Below are 23,466 nucleotides of genomic sequence, written 5' to 3' on the forward strand. Positions count from 1 at the left end.
CCGTTGCGGGGGAGACTAGCGCAGGGGCGGCGCGACCTCTATTCGTAGAACTACGCTATCGGGAGGAGAGGATGGAGCAGGACCTGCTGGACAGCGATGAGATGGCGCTGCTGGCGTTCGAGCATGCGCCGGTCGGGCTGGCGGTCACCCGCGACCGGGTGATCGAGCGGTGCAACGCGCGGTTTTGCGAGAGTTTCGGCTATCGCGAAGACGAGTTGCCGCAGCGCTCGCTCGCGGTGCTCTACCCGTCGCAGGAGGAATTCCTTCGCATCGGCGAGATCGGCTTGCGGCGGATGCGCGAGACCGGGCGCTATGCCGATGAGCGGATCATGCAGCGTCGCGACGGGTCTTTGTTCTGGTGCCGGGTGCGGGGTCAGTCGCTGACGCCCGACGACCCCTTCGCCCGCGCTGTCTGGAGCTTTGCTGATCTGTCGGAATTACGGCCCGTCGTCGATCTGACCGCACGCGAGCGGCAGGTGGCAGCCCTTCTGGCCGAGGGGCAGACCAACAAGGAGATCGCGCGGGTGCTGGAACTGTCGCCGCGCACGGCAGAGGCGCATCGCGCGCGACTGCAGGCCAAGCTTGGCGCGCGCAACACCGCCGAACTGGTGGCGCGGCTGACGGGGCTGCCGCTCTAGACGTGTCCCCAAAGGAAAAAGGGGCGCCGATGCGCCCCTTTATGTCTCGTTTCCAGATCCGGCCCAAATCAGGAATGCGGTTCAGGTGTCTGGCGGGGTGGCCGCTCGCTACGCTGCGGGGTGAGCTTGCTCTGGATGATCGCGAGCGCGCTCGATAGCGAGGCGGCTTCCTGAGAGCTCGTCGCTTCTTCGGGGAAGACGTAGTTGCCGTTCGCGATGCTCTTGGCATCCTCCGCCAGCCGCTCGACCGGGCGCAGCAGCAGCTTGAGGAACACGAGCGTCACGGCGAGTAGGCACAGCGCCGCAGCTGCGACCGTCGCCAGCGTCACCTGCGTCAAAACCGGCAGATCATTCGAGATGTTGTCGCGGCGCAGAACCGCGAAGACGCGCCAGCCGAAGTTGGGCAGTTTGTTCCAGACGAAATCCGGCGCAAAGGCATAGGTTCCGCCGTCCTTGCCGTCGACAAGGTGGAAGACGCCGGAGGACTTGCTGCGCAGGCTCGCGCTCGACGTCAGGCTCTTGGGCAGGGGCGTGCTCTCGTGACGGGTGTCGATGACGGTGTCGCCGTTGATGTCCTGCACGACCACGTCGATGCCGAGCTCCTTGCTCGCCTCGAACAGGAAGCTGCGCACCCATGCGATCCGCACGCGGTAGACCAGCACGCCGATCTTCTGGCCGTTCGCGCCCTTCACGGGGGTCGAGAGGTTCAGGAAATACTCCATCTTGCCGGTCTGCGCATTCGTGGCCGTCTCGGTGATCGAGTCGACCGACGGCACGCGGATACCATCGCGGAACCACCGCTTGGAGCTGACATTCTTGCCGACCTCATAGCCGTTCGAGCCGGAGATGATCGTGCCATCGGGCGCGGCGAAGCCTGCCCAGGCGACCTGACCCCCGGTGCGGGCGACGGCGTCCATGAACTTGTTGATGTCGTCTTGCGACGCGGTGCCGATGCTTCGCGCAACGGCATGCATACTGTCCCATTCGCGCATCAGGGCCGTGTTGAAGCTGAGCGCGATCGCATCCGAGCCTCTGAGGACGAGCTTGTGCTCGATCGCGGTCTGAAATTCATGGGCCTGATCCGAGACGACCTTGGCGACGAAGACGGCCGTCGCTGCCACGACGAGCACCATCGCCAGAGCGGTGCGTCGGAAAATGCCCCCGAGATTGTGTTGTCGCCGAATGGTCATCTTCGCTTCAATCCTACGCTAATTGTAGAAGGGGTCCGATTTAAATCATGGTTACTGAGTAAATACGGCGAGAAAATGGTGGGCGCCCACTTCTTGGTTAAATTTTGCTGATGCCGGGACGGGGCGCGCTTGCAAAGTCCAGGGCGATGCCGAACACTCGATTTTGAGGCTTCGCGCTGACAGGGACGTCCCGCGAATTTCGGGGCGTGGCAGCATGAACCGGTTGCGCCGCGGCGCGGAAAAGCAGAACAGAAAATGAAGGCCGCAAAGGTCTAGGATACAGGCTTACAGGAAGCGCTAAATGCACAAGAATTACGGGGTGAGCGTCGCGATCGCGACCTGTCTGGCACTGTCGCTGGGGGCGGGGTCGCAGGCTTGCGCGGACGGCACTTTTCTGCAGTTCGACGCGGCGAAGAACACCTCCGACACGGTCTTTTCGATGTCGCGCGGGAAGGTGAGCTTCAGCGCAAATTTCTCTGATTACGAAGGCGGATGGTCCACCGGCGCAGCCGTGACGCGGGACTTCGCGCTCGAGGGAGTCGGCACGCTGAAACTCGGCCCCAGCATCGGTCGCACCTTGGCGGACGATAGCTGGCGACTTGGCGCGCGCGTGGGGCTGGAGCGGTATACGCCGACCAGCTTCGGGCATGTCTTCATGCTGGGGCAATACAACACGATCGATCAGGACTGGTTCGCGCTGTTTCAGGCCGGGAACCGCTCCGGGCTGGGGCTGGAACTCTCCGCGGGCGGGAGCGACACCTATTCCGAGCGCACCATCGCGGTGACCCAGAAAATCGACGGCGGGCCGGTCTCGATCCGGGCGGGGTGGCGCGCCTTGGCCAAGGAAGCCTTCGTCGGCCTTTCCATTAACACCTATTAATTCGCGGCGCCCGCAGGCTCACTCGTCCGAGGAGAATTTCGGCAGGAACCGGCGGTAGATGTCGTGCAGAAGCGCGCTTGCGCGGACATGGCTGACGCCCGGCTCGTTCCCTTCGGCATAGAAGCGCACGAACAACTCTTCGCGCTGCTCCTCGGTCGGCAGAAGCTGGAGCCGCGCGCCATCGCGTGTCTTCGCGATGACGTAGCACTCGATCGGGTCGGTGATCTGGTCGATCGTCAGCATCCCCCGGGTCTGTTCCGGCAGAGTCAGGCCGCGCAGGCGCACCGTGTCCATCGTGAACGAGGTCATCCAGACCCAGTATTCCGTGCCGTCGGATTCGAAGGAAATCCGCTCGGGCTCATCGGCCACATGGATTTCGCGCCGGGGCAGCTCCACGCAGGCGCGGCAGGTCGCCGCCAGCAGGAACAGGTTATAGATCGTCCAGAACAGGATCACCCATTTGCCGTCGCCTGCGTCGAAATAGGCGAAGCGATCCCAGATGATCCCGATCAGAAGGCCGCCCAGCGTCAGGAAAAACAGGATCAGGAACGGCATCATGATCCGCCATTGCACGACGACCTTCGACCGATCCCCGCCTTTCGCCGTCACCGAAAACGGATGCCCATGGGGCCGCAGCAAGCCGGTGAAGGCGGCGCGGGCGATCGGAATCGCGCCGATCAGCTGGCTCACGTCGTTCAGGAGCGGCACGACCATGCCGCGGCTGAGCATGTTCAGTATCATCAGGCTCCACAGGTAATAGACCCCGAAATAGCTCAGCACATCCGCGAGGCCTGCATTCACTACCGTGATGTTGAAATACCAGTAGAGCAGGGGGTAGCAGATCGCCGCGATCCGGAAGGGGAAGGTCGTGGTCCAGTAGAAGATCGAGTCGATGACGCTCCAGCGGTCGCGCAGTCGCAGGTTGCTTTTCGAGAACGGGCCGAGCGAGGACCGCGCGATCTGCATCAGGCCGAGGCACCAGCGGGCGCGCTGGGTGATGTATTCCTTGAGGCCTTCCGGGGCGAGGCCTTCGGTCAGCGGCTCGGCCAGATAGACGGTGCGCCAGCCTGCATTCTGCAACGCCAGCGTCAGCATGAAATCCTCGGTCACGCTCTCGGTGTTGAAGCCGCCGATCTCGCGCAGCGCACTCCAGCGGCAGACCGAGGAAGTGCCGCAGCAAAAGGCGATGCCCCAGCCGTCGCGCGCGGGCTGCATCTGGTCGAAGAAGAAGCGCTGCTCGTCGGGGTAGGAGTTGTCGAGCTTGAAATTGTGCTGGATCGGGTCGGAGTTGAAGAAATGCTGTGGCGTCTGCACGAGACCCACCTCGGGGTCGTGAAACAGCGCCAGCGTGCGCGAGATGAAGCCGCGATGGGGCACGAAATCCGCATCGAGGATCGCCACGAAATCGGGCTGCACCTCTTCCTCGGCCAGCCGGTCCAGCGCGTGGTTGATATTGCCCGCCTTCTGCCCCTCATTGTCGGCCCGGCGCATATAGCGCACGCCCTTGGTCTCGCAAAAATCGCGCAGCCAGTCGCGGCGGCTGTCGTCGCAGACCATGATCATCTTGTTGCGATGGCGCAGGAATTTGGCGCCGACGATGGTGCGTTCGAGAACGTCACGATCCTCGTTATAGGTGGCGATCAGGATCGCGACGAGCGGTTCTTTTTCGGTCGGGAGATTGGCGTATTGATCCGCTTCCTCGCTGCGCAGCTTGATCCGCGACAGGACGAGAAAGGCGCTGAGCGATCCGATCATGGTGAAGGCTTCGAGACCGAAGAGCGACCAGCTCGCCAGAGCATCCAGCGTCAGGCCGGGCGGGGCGAGGGTCTCGGTCGCGCGCCACCAGATATAGCGCAGCGCCAGCACTGCACTGATCCCCAGAAGCACCGCACGGTGCCAGTTGCGGCGCGGTTTGACGAAGCTCGGCAGAATGGCGGTGATACCCACCACGAGGATGAGCTGCATCGCCGCCGAGCCAAGCTCTCCCAGTTGCGGATAGAAGACCATGCCGCCCCGCCCTTAGCGCAGGAAGTCGAGGGGGCGGTGCTCGAAGAACACCCGCCCGGTCCGCCCCACGGGACAGTCGAGATCGGGATCGGATTTCAGTTCCGGGACGAGAAGGGTCACATCGTAGCGCTCGAGATGTTTCTGGCTCGGCGCGATGGCGAGATGCTGGTAGACGCGCGCCGCGCCGCTGCCCGCGAGCCGGGCGATCGTCGCATCGTAGATCCTGTCGCGCGAGGCCAGCTTGAAGGTCGCGGAATCGCCCACCTTGAGGCCGTTATAGACGCCTTCGCTCACCGAGGCGGTCACCAGCGAGACATCGAAATCGACAATCGACATGATCGGGTCGCCCCGCTGCACCGTGACACCATCCGCCTGCAGGGTTTCCCAGTAGATGCCGTTCGCGGGCGATGTCACCTGGCTCGATGTCAGGGTGTTCACCCGCGTCTGTTCCTTCGACCGGCGGGCGTCGAGCGTCTTGACGCGGGCCTCGGCCTCGGTGAGGTCTGCTTCGAGCGAGGCGATCTCCTCGTCGAGAAGCGCGCCGCGCTGTTCGGAGCTCGGGGCGTCGTTATAGCCGTCGCCCAGATAGACGCCGGACTTGGCGGCATCGAGCGCGTTTTCGAGCAGCGCCACGTCTTCGCGCGCCTGCGTCACGGGGCCATTCTCCGCCGGGGCGGCAGGGGCGGTCTGCGCCACTTTCGTCGCACTCGTCTCCGAGCTTTGCGCATCGGGCTGCAGCCGGTCGAGCCGCGCGCGGGCGAATTTCAGTTTCGTCTCGATCTCGGCGATGCGATGCGCGCGATAGAGCTTGCTGCGCGCGCTATAGGCGTCGCGTTGCGTGCGTTTGGCGGCGAGGTCGCTCTTGATCCGCGCGACATTCGCCTCCGCATTCGTCACTTCCATCCGCAAATCGTTGAGACGGATCGTGTCCGAGAGGACATCGTCGACGGTGGCCAGCCGCTCGCCTTTGTCGACATGGGCGCCAAGCGGTCGTTTCGGCATCGACAGCTTGCCGGCGGTGCTGCTGCGCACCGTGACCACGGGCGCATTGACCACGGCATCCGCGCTGACGCCCGACATCTGCTCTCCGACGATCACCCAAAGAGCGCCCGCAACCAAAATAATACCGATAACAGGGCGAACAGTTTTCAACTCGGGGCTCCTCTATGTTGCTCGTTTCTGGGCGGCGGGGCCTAGATTTTAAACAACCTATAAACGTAACGTAATTGCAAGATACAACCCGGGGACCAAGGTCGAATAATTGGTTTGTGATGCGGAGCGGCCCGTGCTGGATATGGCCGTTTCCGGGCCCGAGAGGTCCGTCGATAACGCGACGGAAACGCGCGCGCTCGTGATATACTCTTCCAGTTCAGGAGGAGGATTCACCATGACCGACCCAGCCAATGCGCGTCGCTTGACGGCGGCCGATTTCGACCAGGAACTTCTCGATCTTTACGATTACTATGTCCATGGCAAGATCTCGAAACGGGAATTTCTTGATCGGGCGGGGAAATGGGCAGTGGGCGGCGTGACCGCGCTGGCGATCCTCGGGGCGCTCGCACCCGATTACGCGCTGGCCCAGCAGGTGGCCGAGGACGATCCCGACATTCTGGGCGAGGACATCACCTATTCCAGTCCGAACGGCACCGGAGAGATCGCCGCCTATCTGGTGCGCCCGGCACAGATCGACCCGGAGCGCCCGCCCGCGGCGATCCTCGTCGTGCATGAGAACCGCGGGCTCAACCCTTATATCCGCGACGTCGTGCGCCGGCTCGCCAAGGCGGGCTTCGTGGCGATGGGGCCCGATGGGCTGTCCTCGCTCGGGGGCTATCCGGGCAATGACGACGAGGGGCGCACGATGCAGCGCAGCCTCGATCAGGGCGCGCTGCTCAATGATTTCTTCGCCGGGTTCGAGTATCTCCAGACGCTCGACGGAACCAATGGCAAGGTCGGTGCGACCGGGTTCTGCTATGGCGGGGGCGTGGTGAACAAACTCGCCGTCGCCTATCCCGAGATGGGTGCGGGCGTGCCGTTCTATGGCGCCGCGCCCGACTCTGCGCAGGTCGCGATGATAGAGGCGCCGCTGATGATCCAGCTCGCAGCGCTCGATCAGCGGATCAACGCGATGTGGCCGGAGTATCAAAAGGCGCTCGAGGAGAACGACAAGCGCTACGAGGCCTATATCTATCCGGGCGTGAACCACGGGTTCCACAACGACACGACGCCGCGCTACGACGAGGCCGCCGCGAAGCTCGCCGAGGAGCGCATGATCGCGTGGTTCCGGACCTACCTCGCCGGATAAGCCGCCGCGCGCTCGCGGCCTGCCGGGGGTGCGCTCGGATTTGGCGCGTGCTAGGCCTCTCGAAAGCGCCGCGCCGATGCGCGGGCGGCACGAGGGAAGAGAGGCGCGCGCATGAGAAACGGTGGACAACTTCTGGTCGAAAGCCTTGTGGGGCTTGGTGCGCGCAAGGCGTTCGGGGTGCCGGGCGAGAGCTATCTCGCGGTGCTCGACGCGCTCCATGACACGCAAGGCACGCTGGATTTCGTGCTGTGCCGTCAGGAAGGCGGGGCGAGCTTCATGGCCGCGGCTTACGGCAAACTGACCGGGGAGCCCGGCATCTGCATGGTCACGCGCGGCCCCGGGGCCACCAATGCCTCGATCGGGGTGCATACGGCGATGCAGGATTCCGCGCCGATGATCCTCTTCGTGGGGCAGGTCGGCACCGATATGAAGGGCCGCGAGGCGTTTCAGGAGCTCGATTACAAGGCGGTCTTCGGCACCATGGCGAAATGGGCGGTCGAGATCGACCGGGTCGAGCGTATCCCCGAAATCCTCTCGCGTGCCTGGACGATGGCTGTGAGCGGGCGGCCCGGTCCGGTCGTGGTGGCATTGCCCGAGGATATGCTGACGTCGATGACCGAGGCCGCGCCGCTTAGCGCGCCCGTCCGGATCACCGAACCGCAGCCCGATCCGGTCGCGATGGGCGAACTGCGCGCGATGCTGGCCGGGGCCAAGCGTCCGCTGATCCTCTATGGCGGGTGCAACTGGCGCGGGGACGGTACCGCGCCCATTAAGTCCTTCGCGGAAGTCTCTGATATCCCTGTTCTTTCCGTCTTTCGCTATCAGGACCAGTTCGACAATAATTCGCCCGTCTTCTGCGGCGATGCGGGCGTCGGGATGGCGCCGCATGTGAAGCGCCTGATGCGCGAGGCCGACGTGATCCTCGCGATCAATGCGCGCTTTGGCGAGAACACGACCGATGGCTACACACTCTTGGATGTGCCGCAGCCCGCGCAGCGGCTGATCCATGTCCACGGCTCGGATCTGGAGATCGGCAAGATCTACCGCCCCAAACTGGGCATCCAAGCCGGACCGAACGCCTTTGCTGCAGCCCTTGGCGCGCTGGAGCCGGTCAAGGGTGACTGGGCCGACTGGCGGGCCGAGGGCCGCGCGGCCTATGAGGCGGGCTTCGATCTGCCCAATCTGCCTTCGCCGGTCGATATGGGCAAGGTCTGCGCCTATCTGCGTGAGCACCTCCCCGAGGATATGATCCTGACCAACGGGGCGGGCAATTTCGCGGTCTGGCCGGGGCGGTTCTTCCGCTTCGGGCCGAACGCCACGCTGCTTGCGCCGCAATCGGGCGCGATGGGCTACGGGGTGCCCGCCGCGATTGCCGCCAAGGTGGCGCAGCCCGAGAAAACGGTGGTCTGCTTCGCGGGCGATGGCGATTTCCAGATGACCTCGCAGGAGCTTGCCACCGCCGCGCAGGCGGGCGCGCAGCCGATCATCCTGATCCTCAATAACGGGATTTACGGCACGATCCGGGCCCATCAGGAGCGCAATTATCCGACCCGTGTGTCGGGCACCTCGATGGCGGTGAACCCGGATTTCGCGGCGCTGGCGAAGGCCTATGGCTTCCACGGCGAGCGGGTCGAGCGGACGGAGGATTTCGCCGCCGCGTTCGAACGGGCGCGGGCGTCCGAGACCGGCGCGGTGCTGGACCTCGTGATCTCGCCCGAGGCGCTCACTCCGCGTCAGTCGCTCTCTGCGATGCGGGCCGCGGCGCTGGAGGCGGGCAAGGGGCGCTGAGCGCGTGCCGCCTCAGAATGTCTCGACCCAGGGGCGCAGCGTGATTTCGTTCGTCCAGGCGCTGCGATCCTGCTCGATCAGCTGGCGATAGGTCTTTGCGATCGCCTCGGGGCGTAGCATCGAGCCGGGCTTGTCGGGCGCCTCGCTGCGGCCCGGATTGAGGATCATGCCGTCGATATTCACCCAGGCGACATGGATGCCTTGCGGGTGCAATTCGCGCGCCATGCTTTCGGCCAGTCCGCGCTGCGCGAATTTCCCCATCGCGAAGGGGGCGGAGCGCGCGAAGCCTTTCACCCCGGCGGAGGCCCCGGTGAACAGAATCGTGCCGCGAGTGCCCTCGGTAGGCTCGGCTTCGAGCATCCGCCGCGCGGCGTGTTTGCCGGTGAGAAACGCCCCGATTGCGGTGATCTCGACGGCGGCGCGAACGTCCTCGGCATCGAGTTCCGCTACCGGGCCACGCACCCGGCCAGACGGGTTGTAGACGACGACGCGCGGCGGCGCGGGCAGGGCGTCGAACAGATCGGCAATCGCGGCCTCGTCGGTCGCGTCCAGCTGCACCATGCGCGCGCCGGTTTCCTTGGCCAGCGCCTGCATCTTCTCGGCGCTGCGAGCCGCCAGCGTCAGGTCATAATCGGGCGCGAGCTCTCGTGCCACTGCGGCTGAAAGCCCGTCGCCCACTCCGATTATCACCGCCTGTGCCTTGCTCATGGTCTGTCCTCCTCCAGTTCGCGTTTCCGCGCCCCGCGCGGATGCCTTACGACATAGCCCGGCGCGACAATGGCCCAAATCGGAGCCGTCCGCATCGCGGACAGCTTAGCCGAAGAGGATCAGATGCGAGCGCCAGATCACGATCAGGCAGACGATCCCGAAGCTTGCGAACCCGGCCATCGACCAGATCAGCAGCCGCCGCATCAAGCCCGGCAGCGGCCCGGCCAGCGAGGCGCGCTTTTGAAACGGGCTGAGCGCGCCCGCCCCAAGCCCGGCTGCGGTGGCCAGAAACAGCGGCACATACAGCGCGTAGCCGACATAGCCGTATTCGGGCTTGAGGATGCAGAACGGGCAATGATGGTTGGGGTTTTCATAGATATAGAGCGAGATCGTGGCGACGATCGCGGTCAGCCCCATCCCGAACACCAGCGCCGAGGCCAGCGCGTAAAGCCCGTAGCCGCGCTTGCGGATCAACGCCGCGATCCCCGTAGCCAAGGCGATCAGCGCGGTGAGGCCAAGCAGCCAGAGCGCCTGCGCTTCGCCGACGCCCGCCATCTGGTTCGCGAGATTAGGGTTGTTCGGCGTGAACAGTTTCGAGCAGCACGAGGTGATGACATCGGTCTGCATGTCGAGGAAATAGCTCAACTCGACCGCGCCATCGGCAAGGATCAGCGGCGTGATCGCCAAAAGGGCTGCGTATTTCACGCGGGTCAGCGGGTAGTCCCGTCCCAGCCTGTCGGCCCGGTCGAGGATCAGCCAGATCACGGCGGCGAAGAACACGCCGATCTTGAGATAGAGCGCGGGGAAGCCGTAATCGTTTACGTTGAGCGTGCCGACGGCGCACATCGCGCCGACGAATAGCGACGACATCCGGTCGGCATTGAAGACGAACAGCAAAAGCGCGGCGAGCTCGGCCAGCATGACAGCGGCGAAGAGGGTCGAGACCAGCTCGGTCATGCGCTCCATGCGCAGCTGGCGCGCGCCCATATCCGTCAGATCCCAGCGGCGCAGCACGGTGACGGCGAAGCCGCCCGCCCAGAGCGCCGTCAGCGCGGCCAGACCCGCCACCAGCAACAGCGCCATGATCGGCGTTTGAAAGATCATGGCTGCGGCTCCTGCTGGGCGGGCGCGTCCTCGATCCGCCCGTCACGCATCGCCACCACCCGGTCGACGCAGTCCGCGCCCCAGACGCGGGGGTCGTGGCTCGACATGATGACGGTGCGCCCGCGCGCTTTCTCCTCGGCGACGATCTGCAGGAAAGTCTCGGAAAGCGCGCTGTCGAGATTGGCCGTGGGCTCGTCTGCGATCAGGATCGGGGGATCGTTGATGAGCGCCCGCGCGATCGCCGCGCGCTGTGCCTCGCCGCCCGAGAGCAGCTCGATCCGGGTCTGGGCGCGCGGCCCCAGACCCAGCGCCTCGATCCGGTCCATCGCCCGTTCGTGCAACTCCCCGAAGGGCTGGCCCAGCGGCGCGGCTGGCAGCATCACGTTTTCCAGCACGGTCAGCCCGCGCACGAGGTTGAACCGCTGGAAGATGAAGCCGAACCGCTCGCGCCGCAGTTCGGTCTGGAAGTGCTCGGGCAGGCCCGAGACGACCTCGCCATCGAGGCTGACGCGGCCCGTGGAGGGGCGCGCCATGCAGGCGACGACCGACAGGAGCGAGGATTTCCCCGAGCCCGACGGTCCCTTGAGAACGGTGACGGCCCGGCCCTCGATCGTCAGGTCGATCCCGTCCAGCGCGGTCACGGCATTGGGGCGGCCCGCATTATAGGTCTTGGTCACGGATTGCAGTGTGATCATGGGGGCCTCCTCAGCGCATCACGGCATCGGGATCGGCCGAGGCCGTGCGCCAGATCGGCACCACGGTCGCGGCGATATAGGGCAGGGTGGTCAGCAGCGCGAGCGTCAGCAGTTGCAGCCCGTCCACATGCGGGCTCAGCGGGAAATCGGGATAGATCACCGCCCAGCCCTTCAGGATCGGTGCGAAGAGCGGGGCGCCGAAGAAGAACACATGGGCGAAGCCCGCGACGGTGCCGATCAGGAAAGCTGCGAGCGAGATCAGCCCGCCTTCCCACATCTTCATCGCGATCACGTCGCGCGTGTTCCAGCCCACGGCCTTGAGGATGCCGATCTCGCGCGCTTCCTCGGCCGAGAGCCCGCTGGCTTTTTCGGCGGCGAAGATGACGAAGGCGAGGATGCCCGCGAAGGCCAGTGCCGTCAGCAGCCCCTCGCGCCAGTCGAACAGTTTCTGATAGGTACGCGCGATATCGGCGCGGGTGACGAAGCGCATCTGCGGCAGCGCGGTCGAGCCTTTCTGGACGATCGTGGCGACCTCGTTGGGGTTGCGCACACGGGCCACGACATCGGTGTAGCGACCTTCGGGAATGTCGAAGAAGTTGCGGAAATCAGCCTCGTTCATCAGCATCAGATCCGAGGTCATCAGCGCGGAGTCGCGGCTGAAGGTCCTGGCGACGTCGAATTTCTTCAGATCGCCCTCGTAGCGCGACAGGAAAACCGGGGCGCCCGCCCATTCGAGGCCGCGTGCGCGGGGGATGCCCTCGCCAATCGTGATCTGACCGGGATCGGGCATCATCTCGGGGTCGTCGGGCACCATGACGGTGTAATTCGCGCCATTGATCCGGTCGTAGTAATAGCCCCAGAGCCGGGGATGGGCCTCGGTTACACCGCGGATTGCGGCGATCTCGTCCGCGACCGATCCGTCGATCAGGTCCTGACGGCCCAGCGTGATTTTCTGTACGGTGATCTCGGGCGCGCCTTCGAGCACGGTCGTGGTCTCGAACCGCAGGCTGGCGGCGAAGAATATCGCCGAGGCGAGCACGAAGACCACCACGGAATAGACGGCGATCAGGGCGATATTCTTGCCTTTGCGGCGGGCGAGAGCGGCGAGGGTGAAATCGGCCAGCGCGCGCTGGCGGCGCAGGAATGGGGTCATTTCGCGGCCTCGGGTTGGAAGAGGAGCCAGCCCTTGCCGGGCGTGGCGGGGGGCGGCACGAAGGTGCCGGAGGGGAAGTGGTCGAAGCTGCCCGGGTGGTCCTGAAACGGCGTGTTCAGATCGGCGAGGCTCGGGTTCCGGGTATAGCGCGCCTCGGTAAACAGCGCCGGATCGGTCAGCCCTAGCCGCGCGACCAATGTGCGCTCTTCCAACAGGCGGCCATCACGATGGGGACGCGCGAAGACGGGGTAATAAAGCTCCACCGCCAGCAGTAGCGTCAGACAACCGAGACCCGCGAAAACATAGCTCGAACGGCGCATCAGAACGGGCCGCCCTGATCGAGCGCGTCGAGCAGCTCCGGCGTGACCTCGTCATGGCGCAGCAGCTTCTGGCCCTTGTGGTCGCGCATGAAATCCTGCGCATCGACCGCGTTCATAAGCGGCACCAGCTCGTGGCCCATCGGGCCCAGCACGTCCGAGCCCACGACATAAAGCGCCTCGCGCGCGTCGATCAGCTTGAGCCCGTAATACTCCGTCACGCCCATGCCGGTGATCTGATCGGCGGTCCGGCCAAGGGCGTATTTCTCCATGTCGAACATGTATTTGAAGTAGTCCTTGGCGCCGTCGAAATGATCGGCATAGCCATCCGCGTAGAGCACCGTGGTGACCCATTCGGGGTATTTGTAGACGAACATGCCGCAGACCGGGCAGGTGTCGCCGGGGCCGGGCGGGGGCAGGTCGAGCGTGGGCGCATCGGCGCGCGCGGGGCTCAGCCCCGGGCCGAGCGAGAGGGCGGCGGCGAGGCCCGCCGCGCGTTTGAGCATCTGGCGCCGCGTTGGGCGTGACATGGGGCGTGACAGGGGGCGTGCGGGCGTGCTCCCGTGATGGCAGGGATGGTTGCACATCGTCTTGCAACTCCTTGAATAGAGGTCGGAAAGGACGGGGCCGCGCGGGCCCCGCCCTGAGGCGATCACTGACCGGCGCGGGCGCGGCGCTCGGCGCGGCGTTTGCGAATGTTGATCGTGTCGCGCGCCATATCGGCATAGGCCATGACCAGCGCCTCATCGAAGCTCGCCAGCTTGCCCCCGTCCTTGGCCGCCGCATCCGCCTTGGCCGGATCGGCATAGGCGTATTTCGACGTGCCGGTCATCGTGCCGGGCTTTTTCGCGTCGATCACATAGGTCATGTCGTCGACCACCGCGAGCGGCTTGACCTTGGCCGTGGCCCCCGCATCGCCCGCGTAGATCGTCTTGGGGCCCGCATCCACGTTGAGCGCGAGGCTGATCGCCGCGCAATGCAGCGAGCAGGTGCCGTCGACGGTGTCGTTGTCATAGACGATCAGGTGGCGCGTCTGGCTGAACATCTGCCGCATCATGCCGCAATAGGGGCAGCGGGGGTATTTCTCGAACTCGTTCTCGAGCGGCGCCGTGTCGGTCTTGAGAAAGCGGGTCAGCCCGTTCTGGTCGGTCCAGTCCATCGGCGACATCGGCATGCCGTCCATCGGTTTCATATCCTCGGCAGCGGCGCCGGAAGCCACCAGCGCGAGGCCGGTCGAAGAGGTCAGAAGAAAGTCGCGTCGTTTCATCGGGATCATCCTGTCATATCGCAACGCACCGCCATCGAGAGACGGGCGCAGTCGCGAGCCATGTGTCTGGTTTGGAAAAAAGCACGTCCGGATCGACGTGCAGGGACGCACTCAGACGACAGGAGGGGCGCGGGCGTGCCGGAAACGGGGCGCGGTCTGCACCGGGAGAGAGAGCCGCTCAAGGGACGCGTGGAGCGGGGCGATCTCGCGGTCGAGACGGGCCGGGGTGACGATCGTGTCGGGCGCCTCAAACGCGCAGACCGAGGCCGAGCCGCAGACTGCGCATTGGCTGTGGACCTGACCGGTGGGCGCGGTCTGGCCGGGCAGGGGCGCGGCCCCATCCGGGGCGGCGACCGTTTCGCCCTGCGGGGTCATGTAGACGATGCCCTCGCCGGTACAGATCTGCAGCAGCCCCATCTGCGCGCCGGGCGCGGCCCGGCCGGTGGCGGCGATGGCGGCCGCGCCCAGATGATCGGTCAGCAGGACGACCTGCAGCAGGATCGCGACGAGCGCGGTCAGCAGCGCCGATTGCGCGCGGCGCAATCCAGCGAAGCGCGGCGCGTGCAGGCGCGGGCCGCGTTCGATCTTGCCGTCAAAGGCTCTGGAGGCGCGTTGGGGTCGGGTCATCACTCAAGCTCGTATCACACGAGGGTGAGCCGAGAATTGATCCGCGTCAAACGCTTGAGGGGTGACTCAGCGTCGCAGTGTCGCGCGCCCAGAGCAGAGGCGGCCCGGCCATGGCCCGGCCAGACCCCGTGCCTTCAGGCCACGCGCCGCCAAGGTTGCGCGGGAAAGTGCACGGCCTCCCCGGTCTCGATCGAGCGCTGCACCGGGCCTTTCGGGGTCCGCTGCGATATCTCGACACAGCAACTCGGAAACCTGATGATAGGTCGGCAGGCCGGTGCGCTATCAAGCAGGTTGCCTGCCTAAGCTAAGTCGAAGAGGAATCGCGAGGGAGAGGCGCATGACTGCAGTGCGGATGAGAACGGCTATGTCGCGCCGAACCTCTGGACCGGGCGCGCCCGCCGGCTGCGGTGCGGCGCTGGTGGGCTCAGCCGATCAGGTGATCTCGAAGCTCGAAGAATGCCGCGAGATGGGCATTCGCGCCTTCATCTTGTAGGGCTATCCGCATCTCGACACGGTCTCGCTGCCCGAAATCTATGGGACCGCCCGCAACACCGCTCGCAGAAGGGAAACGCCGCTAATGGAAAAGATTGACCTTACCTCGGATGTCGCGCTCAGCCGGATCGTCTATGGCATGTGGCGGCTCGCCGACGATGCCGACACCTCGCCCGCCCATGTGCGCGCGAAGATCGACGCCTGTCTGGCGCAGGGGATCACCACGTTCGATCACGCCGACATCTATGGCGGCTACACGGCGGAGGGGATCTTCGGCGCGGCGATGCGCGAGGACCCGTCGCTGCGCGATCAGATGGAGATCGTCACGAAATGCGACATCATCGTCTCGGCGGGCCGTCATTCGCATCGCAAGGTGAAGCATTACGACACCTCGCGGGCGCATATCGAAGCCTCGGTCGAGGCTTCGCTGAAGGAGCTGGCCACCGACCGGATCGACCTGCTGCTGATCCACCGCCCCGATCCTCTGATGGATCACCACGAGACGGGGGCGGCGCTTGATGACCTCGTGGCCTCGGGCAAGGTTCGCGCGGTCGGCGTGTCGAACTTCCGCCCGTGGGACTGGGAGTTGCTGCAATCGGGGATGAAGACGCCGCTGGTGACCAACCAGATCGAGATCAGCCTTGGCTGCCTGCAGCCCTTCACCAATGGCGATCTGGCCTTCCACCAGCGGCAGGCGCAGCCCCCGATGGCGTGGTCGCCGCTGGGCGGCGGCGCGCTGATGACGGGCGAGGGCCGGGTGCAGAGCGCTCTCGACGAGATCGCCGAGGCGCAGGGCGTGGATCGCGCGGCTGTCGCGACGGCCTTCCTGCTGGCGCATCCGGCGCGGATCATCCCGGTGATGGGGACGAACAATCTCGAGCGCATCGCGAAGCTTTCCGATGCTTTGAAGGTTCAGATCGACAGGGAGACGTGGTTCCGCCTCTACGAGGCCGGGCTCGGTCAGCAGGTCCCGTGACGAACGCCGCCCACTGATTCACCCCGCGCCACCCGGCGCGGGGTCTTCTTTTTCGGGACGGTTGAGCGGCCGCTCAGGCCGACAGCCAGCCTTCGAGCTTGCCGCTGTCGGGCAGGCCGCCCGTGTGGACCAGCTTCCCGTCGACCGAGACACCGGGGGTCGACATCACGCCCGCCATGGCGATCGCGCGGGGATCGGTCACCTTCTCGACCGAGACCTCGATGCCGAGCTTGGCGGCCGCTTCCTTGACCATCTCTTCGGTCTTTTCGCAGCGTTTGCAGCCGGGGCCGTAAACCTTGACGTCCTTCATTTCTTTTCTCCTTAGAACAATGCGTTGAACAGGAAGCCGACGGCGAGGATGCCGCTGGCGACGACCCCGATGAACACCGCGATCAGGCGCAGTTTCAGGACCTGACGCAGGATGATCATCTCGGGCATGGAAAGCGCGATCACCGACATCATGAAGGCCAGAACCGTGCCGAGCGCGGCGCCCTTGCCCAGAAGCGCCTCCACGATCGGGATGACGCCGGCGGCGTTGGTGTACATCGGCACGCCCATCAGAACGGCTGCCGGCACCGACCACCACGTGCCCGAGCCCATGATGCGCACCATCAGGTCCTGCGGCACATAGCCGTGGATCAGCGCGCCCATGGCGATCCCGACGATGATCCAGATCCAGACCTTGGCGAAGATCTCGCGCACCGCCTCGAGGCCCAGACGATAGCGGTCGGTCATGCTCAGATCGTCGCTCTCGACCGCGCCCGGGGTGGTTGCGCCGGAATGGATATCGCGCACCCAGTCCTGCAGCCAGCCCTCGACATGGAGCCTGCCGATCACCCAACCCGCGACGATCGCGATGGCGAGGCCGAAGGCGAGATAGACCAGCGCCACGGACCAGCCGACGAGGCCGACCAGCAGGATCAGCGCCACTTCGTTGACCATCGGGGCTGCGATCAGGAAGGAGAAGGTGACGCCCAGCGGGATGCCCGCGGAGACGAAGCCGATGAACAGCGGCACCGCCGAGCAGGAGCAGAACGGGGTCAAGACGCCCAGGCCCGCCGCCATCACGTTGCCGACGCCCTCGCGCTTGCCCGAGAGAAGCGCGCGGGTCTTTTCCGGGCTGAAGAAGCTGCGCACGACCCCCATCGCGAAGACGATCAGGGTGAGCAGCATCATCACTTTCGGCACGTCGTAGAAGAAGAAGGCCAGCGCCTCGCCGGTATGGGTGTCGCGGGCGACCGGCAGCAGCGAGACGATCCATTCGGAGAGGGCCGGGAGCTGGTGGTAGACTACCCACCAAACGACGAGCCCTGCCGCGACGACCACGCTCCACGCCCAGCCGGGCATCCCGCCATGCGGGGTTTCATGCTGTGTCACACTCATGCCGCGGTCCTTTCCGTGTTGGCGCTGGCTTTCATGACCGCGCTCAGAATCTGCTGGATTTCCGGGGAGAGGTCGGGGTTCACCCGATACCGGACCCATTGCGCATCGCGCCGGTCGACGACCAGCCCGGCGGCTTTCAGCACGCCCATATGGCGCGACATGCGCGACTGGGTGACATCGAGACGCGCCATCAGTTCGCAGGCGCAATGCTCGCCCCCGTCATGCAAAAGCTGCATCGCCCCCAGCCGGGTGGGTTCGGCAAGTGCGGAAAGAATCGTCACGATCATCGGTGCCTCCATTTCGACATTCGCATATGCGCATTCGCGCAAATAGAGTCAACGCGCCCGAGGTGGAGCATTCGGTCGCACCCATCCACCGGGGCGCGGGAATCTATCGATGAGAGTGATCGCATCACGGGCCTCTGACCTTCACGGGATCGGGGCCAGATTAGCGCTGAAGGGACGCATCGCTTCAATGCGCTCGATCAAGTCGGGCGCGATTCTTCGAGATATCTAGCGAAAGGCCACGGTGTTGGGCGTCAGGACGGATCGCGCGCGATGTTGCGCTCCATCAGCCGTTGGAACAGCCCGGGCGAGGCGCGGTTGATCCACCACGCGAGCCGCGCGACGCGGCCCACCGGGATCATCGGGCGGCCGCGCTTAAGCCCGGCGAGGATCACCTGTGCGGCAGCCTCTGGCGTCATGTAATCCACCCCGTCCGCAGCCGCACCGGGGCGCGCGATGCCGTCGGATTGCCGCTCGGCCCGGTCGATATTGGTCGCCACGAAAGACGGCGCCGCGATCTGCACGCGCACGCCGTGAGGGGCCTCTTCCGAGCGCAGCGATTTGAAAAACCCTTCCAGCGCATGTTTCGACGCCGCATAGGCGGTGCGGTGATAGAGCGGCGAGAACCCCGCGACCGAGGAAATCGCCAGATGCGTGCCGTGGCTTTCCCGCAGGGGCTCGAGGAAATACCGCGCCATCGCGGTCGCCGCGAAATAGTTGATCTCGAAAACCTTGCGATGCGCCGCCTCGGTCAGCTCCGAGAACGGCCCGATCTGGGTGACGCCTGCGTTATAGATCACCAGATCGATGCGGGGGTAACGCGTCAGGATGTCTGTGCAGGCACTGGCAAGCTGATCCGCGTCGGTCAGATCACAGGCGATGGCCTCCTCGTTCGGCGTGGCCGTCAGCCCGGAGATCTCCCGGTCGAGCAGCACGACCTGCCAGCCCTCGGCGCGCAGACCCGCCGAGAGCGCCTGCCCAAGCCCCCCGGCACCGCCCGAAATCACCGCGACGCGCGCGCTCATAGCCCCGCCTCGCGCGCCCAGAGATCGAAGACTTCCGCGCTGGTCAGCTCGGGCGTGTAGCCGAAGACCTCCTTCAGCGCGTCATTTGCGAGCACGGGGCGGTATTGCAGGAAGCGCACCTGCTCTGGCCCGTAGCGGCTCAGCCCCAGCGGATGGGCGAGCGCGAGCGCGGCCTTGATGCCAAGCGCGGGCAGGCGGCGCACCGGTTTGCCCAGACGCCGCGCGAGATCGCTGACGCCAAGCGCGCCGTCGCCCGCTACGTTGAAGATGCCCGGCGGACCATCGGTCGCGGCGCGGATCAGAATCCGCGCGAGATCGCGGGTCCAGATGAAGACGAAGGGACTCTCGCAGCCCCTCAGCGCGAGCAGGCGCGGTTTGCGGAAAAGCGCGGTGATCTGGTTGTCCGTGCCCTTGCCCAGAACCGTGCCCACCCGCAGCACGACCTGCTCGAGGGCAGGGTGGGTGGCGCGTGCCTCGGCCAGCATCTCCTCGACCTGCCGCTTGTGATCGGCATAGGCGAACTCGGGATTGCCGCGCACCGGATCGCTCTCGCGCAGCGGCACGGGGTTGTCCGCGTGATAGCCATAGGCCGCGCCCGAGGAGGTCACGACGAGCCGCCGCACCCCGACGGCGAGCGCAGCCTCCAGCACCTTGCGCGTGCCCTCCACATCGACCCGGTAGGCCAGCTCGCGCCCCATGCCGGGGCCGGGCGTCACGATGGAGGCGAGATGCACGATCACCTCGGGGCGTTCGCGCGCGATGACCTTGCCGGGGGCGTCGGTGGTCACATCCATTGCCACGAAGCGAACGCCCTCGGGGAGCGTATCAGGTGCCGCGAGATCGGTTGCGATGACCTCATGGCCGCTCTCAGACAGTTCTGCGGTCAGCACGCGGCCGATCATGCCGCCCGCACCGGTGATCAGGATCCGGGTCATCGCGCGGCCTCCTTTCGTCTCATGACGGTTGAGATCGCGAAGCCCGCGATGATGTGCCAGATGCCCCAGAAAGCCGCGACGATCGCCATGCCGCCCAGGCCCCCGAAGAAGGCGAAGATCAGCACGAGCCCGAGGCCCGAATTCTGGATGCCGGTCTCGACGGTGATCGCGCGCCGGTCGAAGGGCGACAGTCCCGCCAGTGTCGCGGTGCCATAGCCGCCCGCGAAGGCAAGTGCGTTGTGCAGCACCACCATCCCCGCGATCAGCCCGACGAATTGCACGAAATACTGCCAGTTGGCGCTGAGCGAGAGCGCCACGAACGCGACGAAAATCGCCATCGAGACCCATTTCAGCGGATCGCGAATACGCGTCGTGAGGTCATAGCGGTAATGGTTCAGCGCGATGCCGGCGATCAGCGGCAAGAGCAGCATGACGCCGACGGTGATCGCCACGCTCACCGGGTCGATATGGGTCTCGTGCAGCAGCGTCCGCGTCGGTGCATAAAGACTGCCCCAGAAGGCGATATTGAGCGGCGTCAGCACGATCGCCGCTGCCGTGGCGAAGGCGGTCAGCGACACCGAGAGCGCCGTGTTGCCACCGGCCCGATGGGTGAAGAAGTTCGAGACATTCCCGCCCGGGCAGGCCGCGACAAGGATCAGCCCCAGCGCGATCGAGGGGCTGGGCTGCAGCGCCAGCACCAGCCCGAAGGTCAGCGCGGGCAGCACCAGAAATTGCGACGTGAACCCCACGATCAGCGCCCAGGGCCTGCGCACCAGCGGGCGGAAATCGCGGGGGGATAGGTCAATCGCGACCGAGAACATGACGATGCCGAGGATCGCGTTGAGCAGATGCAGGGCGCCGGGGCTGAAATTCAGCCGGACCGCGTCGAGCCCCGTCATGCCGGAGCCTTCCCGCCGAGCGCCTTGATCCAGCCGGTGACCGCCTTGCGATAGGTCGCCTTGTCCACGTAATAGGCCATCCGCGCGAGTTTCAGATAGGCCATGCCGCCGGTCGCGCGCTCGAACCCGTCGGCCTTCTTCGCCTGCAGGCGCTTCGCGGCCTCCGAGCCGTCGCGCAGCCCGCGAATGTAGCGCGCCACCATCTCGGCCTGCTCGTGACGGCCCTGCCAGCCAAGCCCGCTCGCCTCGAGCATTCCCAGCACGAAGAGATCATCGCGCTTGGGATGCATCGCGTTCAGATACAGATGCGGCGCATCGCCCTGCCAGTTCAGCAGCTCCGGTGCGATGAACGGGTAATGCAGCTTGTAGCCGGTGGCCGCGAGGATCATGTCATACTCGGCTTGCGTGCCATCCTTGAAATGCACCGTTTTGCCGTCGAGCCGTTCGATATCGGGGCGCACTTTCAGATCGCCGTGGCCCGCGTGGAACAGCACCAGCGAGTTCACGATCGGATGGCTCTCGTAGAGTCTGTAATCGGGCTTGGGAAACCCGTATTTCTGCGGATCGCCCACGAACCATTTCAGCAGCGCGCCGTCGATCTTGCGCTTGAGCCACATCGGCAGCTTGATCGCCCCGCCCAGCGTGTCGGCGGGTTTGCCGAAGACGTATTTCGGCACGAAGTAATAGCCGCGCCGCATCGAGAGATCGCAGCTTTTGCCGTGATGGATCGCGTCCACCGCGATGTCGCAGCCGGAATTGCCCGCACCCACGACGAGCACCCGTTTGCCGGTGAATTGCGAGGGATCGCGATAGGCCGAGGAATGGATCAGCTCGCCGTCGAACTGGCCGGGGAAGTCCGGCATGTTCGGCTCGGAGAGCGTGCCATTGGCGATCAAGACGCCCGCATAGACCTCCGAATGCTCGCCCTCGCCATCGCGCCAGCTGACCCGCCAGCCTTCGCCATCGCCGCCCAGCGGCTCCAGTTTCGTCACTTCGGCGTTGAAGCGGTAATGGCGGCGAATGTCGAAATGATCGGCGAAATCGCGGAAATACTGCGCCATCTCGCGGTGGCTGGGATATTCCGCCACCTCGTCGCGCATCGGGAAGTCGGTGAATTCCGTCATCCGTTTCGAGGAAATCAGATGCGCGCTTTCATACATCGTCGAATGCGCGCCCTCGATATCCCAGAGCCCGCCCACATCGCTGTGCAGCTCGAAGCCCTGATAGTCCACTCCCTGTTCGCCCAGCACCTTGGCCGCGGCCAGACCCATCGGGCCCGCGCCGATCAGGGCGAACGTGCCCCTCGTATTTGTCATGTTGCGTCTCCTCCCAGACATTCTTAAATTGAACCATTGTTCAAAATAAGCAAGCCCCGATCTGATGACGAAAAAGACGACCGAGAAACAAAGACTTAGAGCGCCGTCGAAGCGCTCTCTCGCGAGTCGTTCACGGATTCTCGATGCGGCGGAAACGGTGTTTGCACGGGACGGATTCGAGGGTGCGAAGGTGCGCGACATCGCCGCGCTGGCCGAGGTGCCACTGGGTCTGGTGAACCATCACGGGGGTTCGAAAGAGGCGCTGTTTCGCGAAGTGGTGGAGCGGCGCGCCGAAGAGCTGGCGCGTCTGCGTCTGGAGGCTCTGGCGCAGGCGAAGGGGCAGGGGACGCTCGATCTGACGGCGATTCTCGGCTGTTTCTTCCGGCCCTATCTGGCGAAGGCGGCGGGCAGCGATCCGCAATGGCTGGCCTATGCGCGGCTGGTGGCGATGGTCTCGGCCGATCCGGCCTGGGCCGATATCTCCACCGATCTGTTCGACCCGACCGCGCAGCGCTTCATGGACGAGATCTGCGCGCTGCATCCCAAGGTCAGCCGGGCGGTCGTGGCCGAAGGGTTCGTCTATTCGGTGGCGGCGCTTCTGGCCTTCCTGACCTCGGAATGGCGGATCGCGGCGCTGGCCTCGCAGTCAGATGCGCAAGCCTCGGTCGAGGGGCTGGTCGCCTTCTGCGCGGCGGGCTGTGCGGCGCGGATCGCGCAGGCCGAGACGTGACCGGATGCTGAGTGCAACGACCCTGCTGGTCATCACCGCCGTGTTCTTCTCCGCCTTCCTGCGCGGCATCGCGGGGTTCGGTTTCGCGCTGGCCGCGGTGCCGATCGTCTCGCTGATGGTGCCGCCGATCGAGGCTGTGACGCTGGCGGTGCTGCTGCAGGTCGTGGTCGGGTGCCGCGATCTTTTCACCCTGCATGGGCATGTGCACAAACCCTCGCTCGCACGGCTGTCGTTGGGCGCGATCCTCGGCACGCCGGTCGGGATTTTCGCGCTCACCGCCGTCAGCGCCGATGCCGCGCGGGTGATGATCGCGCTCGCCGTTCTGGCGGGGCTGGCGCTGCTGCTGCGCTACAAACCTGCGCGCCCGCATCCCCATAGCGGGCTCGCGCTGCTGGCGGGCGTCGCCTCGGGGGCGTTTTCCGGGCTGGCGGCGATGCCCGGCCCGCCCGCGGTGGCCTATTATCTGGGCGCGGGCACCACGGCTGTGCAGACGCGGGCCTCTTTGCTTCTGTTCTTCTTCGTGGCCTCGCTGCTGGCCACGCCGGGGCTGATCTGGGCGGGTGCTGTGAATGGCGACGCGCTCTGGCTGACGCTGGTCTCGGTGCCTGCGCTGGCGCTGGGGACATGGGCGGGCACGGCTGCCTTCGCGCGGCTCGACAACGCCCAGTACCGGACGATCGCCATCGTGGTCATGGCGATTTCGGCGGTGCTGGCGGGCTGGCGGGGCCTGTCGGTCTATCTCTAGGGCAG

The 23,466-nt window shown here is 65.5% G+C and carries 25 protein-coding genes and 1 pseudogene; 8 read left to right on the top strand and 18 right to left on the bottom strand.

Going from position 1 to position 23,466, the window contains the following annotated elements; all coding sequences use genetic code 11:
- The first annotated feature begins 71 nt into the window (after positions 1-71).
- Complete coding sequence (locus tag AXZ77_RS07900; protein ID WP_244176527.1) at positions 72-638, top strand: PAS and helix-turn-helix domain-containing protein; 567 nt, start codon at positions 72-74, stop codon at positions 636-638.
- A 68-nt stretch (positions 639-706) separates the two neighbouring features.
- On the opposite strand, the gene AXZ77_RS07905 is transcribed toward AXZ77_RS07900, so the two are convergent.
- On the bottom strand, positions 707-1,828 hold the full coding sequence (locus AXZ77_RS07905; RefSeq protein ID WP_098410719.1) for a cache domain-containing protein: 1,122 nt from the start codon (positions 1,826-1,828) through the stop codon (positions 707-709).
- A gap of 301 nt (positions 1,829-2,129) precedes the next feature.
- Between AXZ77_RS07905 and AXZ77_RS07910 the strand changes: the two genes are divergently transcribed.
- Positions 2,130-2,708 carry a hypothetical protein gene (locus AXZ77_RS07910; RefSeq protein ID WP_098410720.1) on the top strand — a complete coding sequence of 193 codons (579 nt, stop codon included), beginning with the start codon at positions 2,130-2,132 and terminating at the stop codon, positions 2,706-2,708.
- Between the two features lie 18 nt (positions 2,709-2,726).
- On the opposite strand, the gene AXZ77_RS07915 is transcribed toward AXZ77_RS07910, so the two are convergent.
- Both AXZ77_RS07915 and AXZ77_RS07920 read right to left on the bottom strand, forming a co-directional pair.
- Positions 2,727-4,715, bottom strand: a complete 1,989-nt coding sequence (locus AXZ77_RS07915) for a glycosyltransferase (RefSeq protein WP_098410721.1) — start codon at positions 4,713-4,715, stop codon at positions 2,727-2,729.
- A gap of 12 nt (positions 4,716-4,727) precedes the next feature.
- A complete protein-coding gene (locus AXZ77_RS07920; protein ID WP_255266435.1) occupies positions 4,728-5,795 on the bottom strand; it encodes an HlyD family secretion protein in 1,068 nt (355 codons plus the stop codon).
- A 307-nt stretch (positions 5,796-6,102) separates the two neighbouring features.
- Here AXZ77_RS07920 and yghX point away from each other — a divergent pair, with 307 nt between their 5' ends.
- On the top strand, positions 6,103-7,017 hold the full coding sequence (yghX, locus tag AXZ77_RS07925; protein WP_098410723.1) for a YghX family hydrolase: 915 nt from the start codon (positions 6,103-6,105) through the stop codon (positions 7,015-7,017).
- 111 nt (positions 7,018-7,128) lie between these two features.
- Positions 7,129-8,805 carry a thiamine pyrophosphate-binding protein gene (locus AXZ77_RS07930; RefSeq protein ID WP_098410724.1) on the top strand — a complete coding sequence of 559 codons (1,677 nt, stop codon included), beginning with the start codon at positions 7,129-7,131 and terminating at the stop codon, positions 8,803-8,805.
- Positions 8,806-8,817: 12 nt separating this feature from the next.
- On the opposite strand, the gene AXZ77_RS07935 is transcribed toward AXZ77_RS07930, so the two are convergent.
- From AXZ77_RS07935 to AXZ77_RS07970, 8 genes are all read right to left on the bottom strand, one after another.
- Positions 8,818-9,513, bottom strand: coding sequence for an SDR family NAD(P)-dependent oxidoreductase (locus AXZ77_RS07935; protein WP_098410725.1), 696 nt, complete (start codon positions 9,511-9,513; stop codon positions 8,818-8,820).
- Between the two features lie 105 nt (positions 9,514-9,618).
- Positions 9,619-10,617, bottom strand: coding sequence for a hypothetical protein (locus AXZ77_RS07940; protein ID WP_098410726.1), 999 nt, complete (start codon positions 10,615-10,617; stop codon positions 9,619-9,621).
- Complete coding sequence (locus AXZ77_RS07945) at positions 10,614-11,312, bottom strand: ABC transporter ATP-binding protein (protein ID WP_098410727.1); 699 nt, start codon at positions 11,310-11,312, stop codon at positions 10,614-10,616. The genes AXZ77_RS07940 and AXZ77_RS07945 overlap by 4 nt, the downstream gene beginning before the upstream one ends.
- A gap of 10 nt (positions 11,313-11,322) precedes the next feature.
- The gene (locus AXZ77_RS07950) at positions 11,323-12,465 is read right to left on the bottom strand and encodes an ABC transporter permease (RefSeq protein ID WP_098410728.1); all 1,143 of its coding nucleotides are present in this window, start codon (positions 12,463-12,465) and stop codon (positions 11,323-11,325) included.
- Positions 12,462-12,785 carry a hypothetical protein gene (locus AXZ77_RS19545; RefSeq protein WP_078599159.1) on the bottom strand — a complete coding sequence of 108 codons (324 nt, stop codon included), beginning with the start codon at positions 12,783-12,785 and terminating at the stop codon, positions 12,462-12,464. The genes AXZ77_RS07950 and AXZ77_RS19545 overlap by 4 nt, the downstream gene beginning before the upstream one ends.
- Positions 12,785-13,288, bottom strand: coding sequence for a nitrous oxide reductase accessory protein NosL (locus AXZ77_RS07960; protein WP_098410729.1), 504 nt, complete (start codon positions 13,286-13,288; stop codon positions 12,785-12,787). Before AXZ77_RS07960 ends, AXZ77_RS19545 begins: the two co-directional genes overlap by 1 nt.
- A gap of 146 nt (positions 13,289-13,434) precedes the next feature.
- On the bottom strand, positions 13,435-14,049 hold the full coding sequence (locus tag AXZ77_RS07965) for a nitrous oxide reductase accessory protein NosL (protein ID WP_078570514.1): 615 nt from the start codon (positions 14,047-14,049) through the stop codon (positions 13,435-13,437).
- Between the two features lie 111 nt (positions 14,050-14,160).
- The gene (locus tag AXZ77_RS07970; RefSeq protein ID WP_078570412.1) at positions 14,161-14,676 is read right to left on the bottom strand and encodes a DUF2946 family protein; all 516 of its coding nucleotides are present in this window, start codon (positions 14,674-14,676) and stop codon (positions 14,161-14,163) included.
- Between the two features lie 348 nt (positions 14,677-15,024).
- Between AXZ77_RS07970 and AXZ77_RS19730 the strand changes: the two are divergent.
- A pseudogene (locus tag AXZ77_RS19730) lies at positions 15,025-15,166 on the top strand (alkanesulfonate monooxygenase); the annotation flags it as partial.
- Between the two features lie 87 nt (positions 15,167-15,253).
- Complete coding sequence (locus AXZ77_RS07980) at positions 15,254-16,144, top strand: aldo/keto reductase family oxidoreductase (protein ID WP_098410730.1); 891 nt, start codon at positions 15,254-15,256, stop codon at positions 16,142-16,144.
- Between the two features lie 73 nt (positions 16,145-16,217).
- On the opposite strand, the gene AXZ77_RS07985 is transcribed toward AXZ77_RS07980, so the two are convergent.
- The 7 genes from AXZ77_RS07985 to AXZ77_RS08015 form a co-directional block, all read right to left on the bottom strand.
- Positions 16,218-16,454: a thioredoxin family protein gene (locus AXZ77_RS07985; protein WP_078546966.1), complete on the bottom strand. Its 237-nt coding sequence runs from the start codon at positions 16,452-16,454 to the stop codon at positions 16,218-16,220.
- An 11-nt stretch (positions 16,455-16,465) separates the two neighbouring features.
- Positions 16,466-17,527, bottom strand: coding sequence for a permease (locus tag AXZ77_RS07990; RefSeq protein ID WP_176535987.1), 1,062 nt, complete (start codon positions 17,525-17,527; stop codon positions 16,466-16,468).
- Positions 17,524-17,814 carry a metalloregulator ArsR/SmtB family transcription factor gene (locus AXZ77_RS07995; RefSeq protein ID WP_098410732.1) on the bottom strand — a complete coding sequence of 97 codons (291 nt, stop codon included), beginning with the start codon at positions 17,812-17,814 and terminating at the stop codon, positions 17,524-17,526. The genes AXZ77_RS07990 and AXZ77_RS07995 overlap by 4 nt, the downstream gene beginning before the upstream one ends.
- A gap of 251 nt (positions 17,815-18,065) precedes the next feature.
- A complete protein-coding gene (locus AXZ77_RS08000; RefSeq protein WP_098410733.1) occupies positions 18,066-18,836 on the bottom strand; it encodes an SDR family oxidoreductase in 771 nt (256 codons plus the stop codon).
- Positions 18,833-19,771: an SDR family oxidoreductase gene (locus AXZ77_RS08005; RefSeq protein ID WP_098410734.1), complete on the bottom strand. Its 939-nt coding sequence runs from the start codon at positions 19,769-19,771 to the stop codon at positions 18,833-18,835. The genes AXZ77_RS08000 and AXZ77_RS08005 overlap by 4 nt, the downstream gene beginning before the upstream one ends.
- Positions 19,768-20,670 carry a bile acid:sodium symporter family protein gene (locus AXZ77_RS08010; RefSeq protein WP_098410735.1) on the bottom strand — a complete coding sequence of 301 codons (903 nt, stop codon included), beginning with the start codon at positions 20,668-20,670 and terminating at the stop codon, positions 19,768-19,770. The genes AXZ77_RS08005 and AXZ77_RS08010 overlap by 4 nt, the downstream gene beginning before the upstream one ends.
- Complete coding sequence (locus AXZ77_RS08015) at positions 20,667-21,986, bottom strand: NAD(P)/FAD-dependent oxidoreductase (protein WP_098410736.1); 1,320 nt, start codon at positions 21,984-21,986, stop codon at positions 20,667-20,669. Before AXZ77_RS08015 ends, AXZ77_RS08010 begins: the two co-directional genes overlap by 4 nt.
- A gap of 64 nt (positions 21,987-22,050) precedes the next feature.
- Between AXZ77_RS08015 and AXZ77_RS08020 the strand changes: the two genes are divergently transcribed.
- Together AXZ77_RS08020 and AXZ77_RS08025 are read left to right on the top strand one after the other, a co-directional pair.
- Positions 22,051-22,716 carry a TetR/AcrR family transcriptional regulator gene (locus AXZ77_RS08020; RefSeq protein WP_176535988.1) on the top strand — a complete coding sequence of 222 codons (666 nt, stop codon included), beginning with the start codon at positions 22,051-22,053 and terminating at the stop codon, positions 22,714-22,716.
- Positions 22,717-22,720: 4 nt separating this feature from the next.
- Positions 22,721-23,461, top strand: coding sequence for a sulfite exporter TauE/SafE family protein (locus AXZ77_RS08025; RefSeq protein ID WP_098410738.1), 741 nt, complete (start codon positions 22,721-22,723; stop codon positions 23,459-23,461).
- The last annotated feature ends 5 nt before the right edge of the window (positions 23,462-23,466 follow it).

The sequence above is a fragment of the Thioclava sp. ES.031 genome, from assembly GCF_002563775.1.
GTDB lineage: Bacteria > Pseudomonadota > Alphaproteobacteria > Rhodobacterales > Rhodobacteraceae > Thioclava.

Coding starts and splice junctions, on each gene's coding strand:
- AXZ77_RS07900 (WP_244176527.1), top strand. CDS start 72: ATGGAGCAGGACCTGCTGGACAGCGATGAGATGGCGCTGCTGGCGTTC.
- AXZ77_RS07905 (WP_098410719.1), bottom strand. CDS start 1,828: ATGACCATTCGGCGACAACACAATCTCGGGGGCATTTTCCGACGCACC.
- AXZ77_RS07910 (WP_098410720.1), top strand. CDS start 2,130: ATGCACAAGAATTACGGGGTGAGCGTCGCGATCGCGACCTGTCTGGCA.
- AXZ77_RS07915 (WP_098410721.1), bottom strand. CDS start 4,715: ATGGTCTTCTATCCGCAACTGGGAGAGCTTGGCTCGGCGGCGATGCAG.
- AXZ77_RS07920 (WP_255266435.1), bottom strand. CDS start 5,795: ATGTCGGGCGTCAGCGCGGATGCCGTGGTCAATGCGCCCGTGGTCACG.
- yghX (WP_098410723.1), top strand. CDS start 6,103: ATGACCGACCCAGCCAATGCGCGTCGCTTGACGGCGGCCGATTTCGAC.
- AXZ77_RS07930 (WP_098410724.1), top strand. CDS start 7,129: ATGAGAAACGGTGGACAACTTCTGGTCGAAAGCCTTGTGGGGCTTGGT.
- AXZ77_RS07935 (WP_098410725.1), bottom strand. CDS start 9,513: ATGAGCAAGGCACAGGCGGTGATAATCGGAGTGGGCGACGGGCTTTCA.
- AXZ77_RS07940 (WP_098410726.1), bottom strand. CDS start 10,617: ATGATCTTTCAAACGCCGATCATGGCGCTGTTGCTGGTGGCGGGTCTG.
- AXZ77_RS07945 (WP_098410727.1), bottom strand. CDS start 11,312: ATGATCACACTGCAATCCGTGACCAAGACCTATAATGCGGGCCGCCCC.
- AXZ77_RS07950 (WP_098410728.1), bottom strand. CDS start 12,465: ATGACCCCATTCCTGCGCCGCCAGCGCGCGCTGGCCGATTTCACCCTC.
- AXZ77_RS19545 (WP_078599159.1), bottom strand. CDS start 12,785: ATGCGCCGTTCGAGCTATGTTTTCGCGGGTCTCGGTTGTCTGACGCTA.
- AXZ77_RS07960 (WP_098410729.1), bottom strand. CDS start 13,288: ATGCTCAAACGCGCGGCGGGCCTCGCCGCCGCCCTCTCGCTCGGCCCG.
- AXZ77_RS07965 (WP_078570514.1), bottom strand. CDS start 14,049: ATGAAACGACGCGACTTTCTTCTGACCTCTTCGACCGGCCTCGCGCTG.
- AXZ77_RS07970 (WP_078570412.1), bottom strand. CDS start 14,676: ATGACCCGACCCCAACGCGCCTCCAGAGCCTTTGACGGCAAGATCGAA.
- AXZ77_RS07980 (WP_098410730.1), top strand. CDS start 15,254: ATGGAAAAGATTGACCTTACCTCGGATGTCGCGCTCAGCCGGATCGTC.
- AXZ77_RS07985 (WP_078546966.1), bottom strand. CDS start 16,454: ATGAAGGACGTCAAGGTTTACGGCCCCGGCTGCAAACGCTGCGAAAAG.
- AXZ77_RS07990 (WP_176535987.1), bottom strand. CDS start 17,527: ATGAGTGTGACACAGCATGAAACCCCGCATGGCGGGATGCCCGGCTGG.
- AXZ77_RS07995 (WP_098410732.1), bottom strand. CDS start 17,814: ATGATCGTGACGATTCTTTCCGCACTTGCCGAACCCACCCGGCTGGGG.
- AXZ77_RS08000 (WP_098410733.1), bottom strand. CDS start 18,836: ATGAGCGCGCGCGTCGCGGTGATTTCGGGCGGTGCCGGGGGGCTTGGG.
- AXZ77_RS08005 (WP_098410734.1), bottom strand. CDS start 19,771: ATGACCCGGATCCTGATCACCGGTGCGGGCGGCATGATCGGCCGCGTG.
- AXZ77_RS08010 (WP_098410735.1), bottom strand. CDS start 20,670: ATGACGGGGCTCGACGCGGTCCGGCTGAATTTCAGCCCCGGCGCCCTG.
- AXZ77_RS08015 (WP_098410736.1), bottom strand. CDS start 21,986: ATGACAAATACGAGGGGCACGTTCGCCCTGATCGGCGCGGGCCCGATG.
- AXZ77_RS08020 (WP_176535988.1), top strand. CDS start 22,051: ATGACGAAAAAGACGACCGAGAAACAAAGACTTAGAGCGCCGTCGAAG.
- AXZ77_RS08025 (WP_098410738.1), top strand. CDS start 22,721: ATGCTGAGTGCAACGACCCTGCTGGTCATCACCGCCGTGTTCTTCTCC.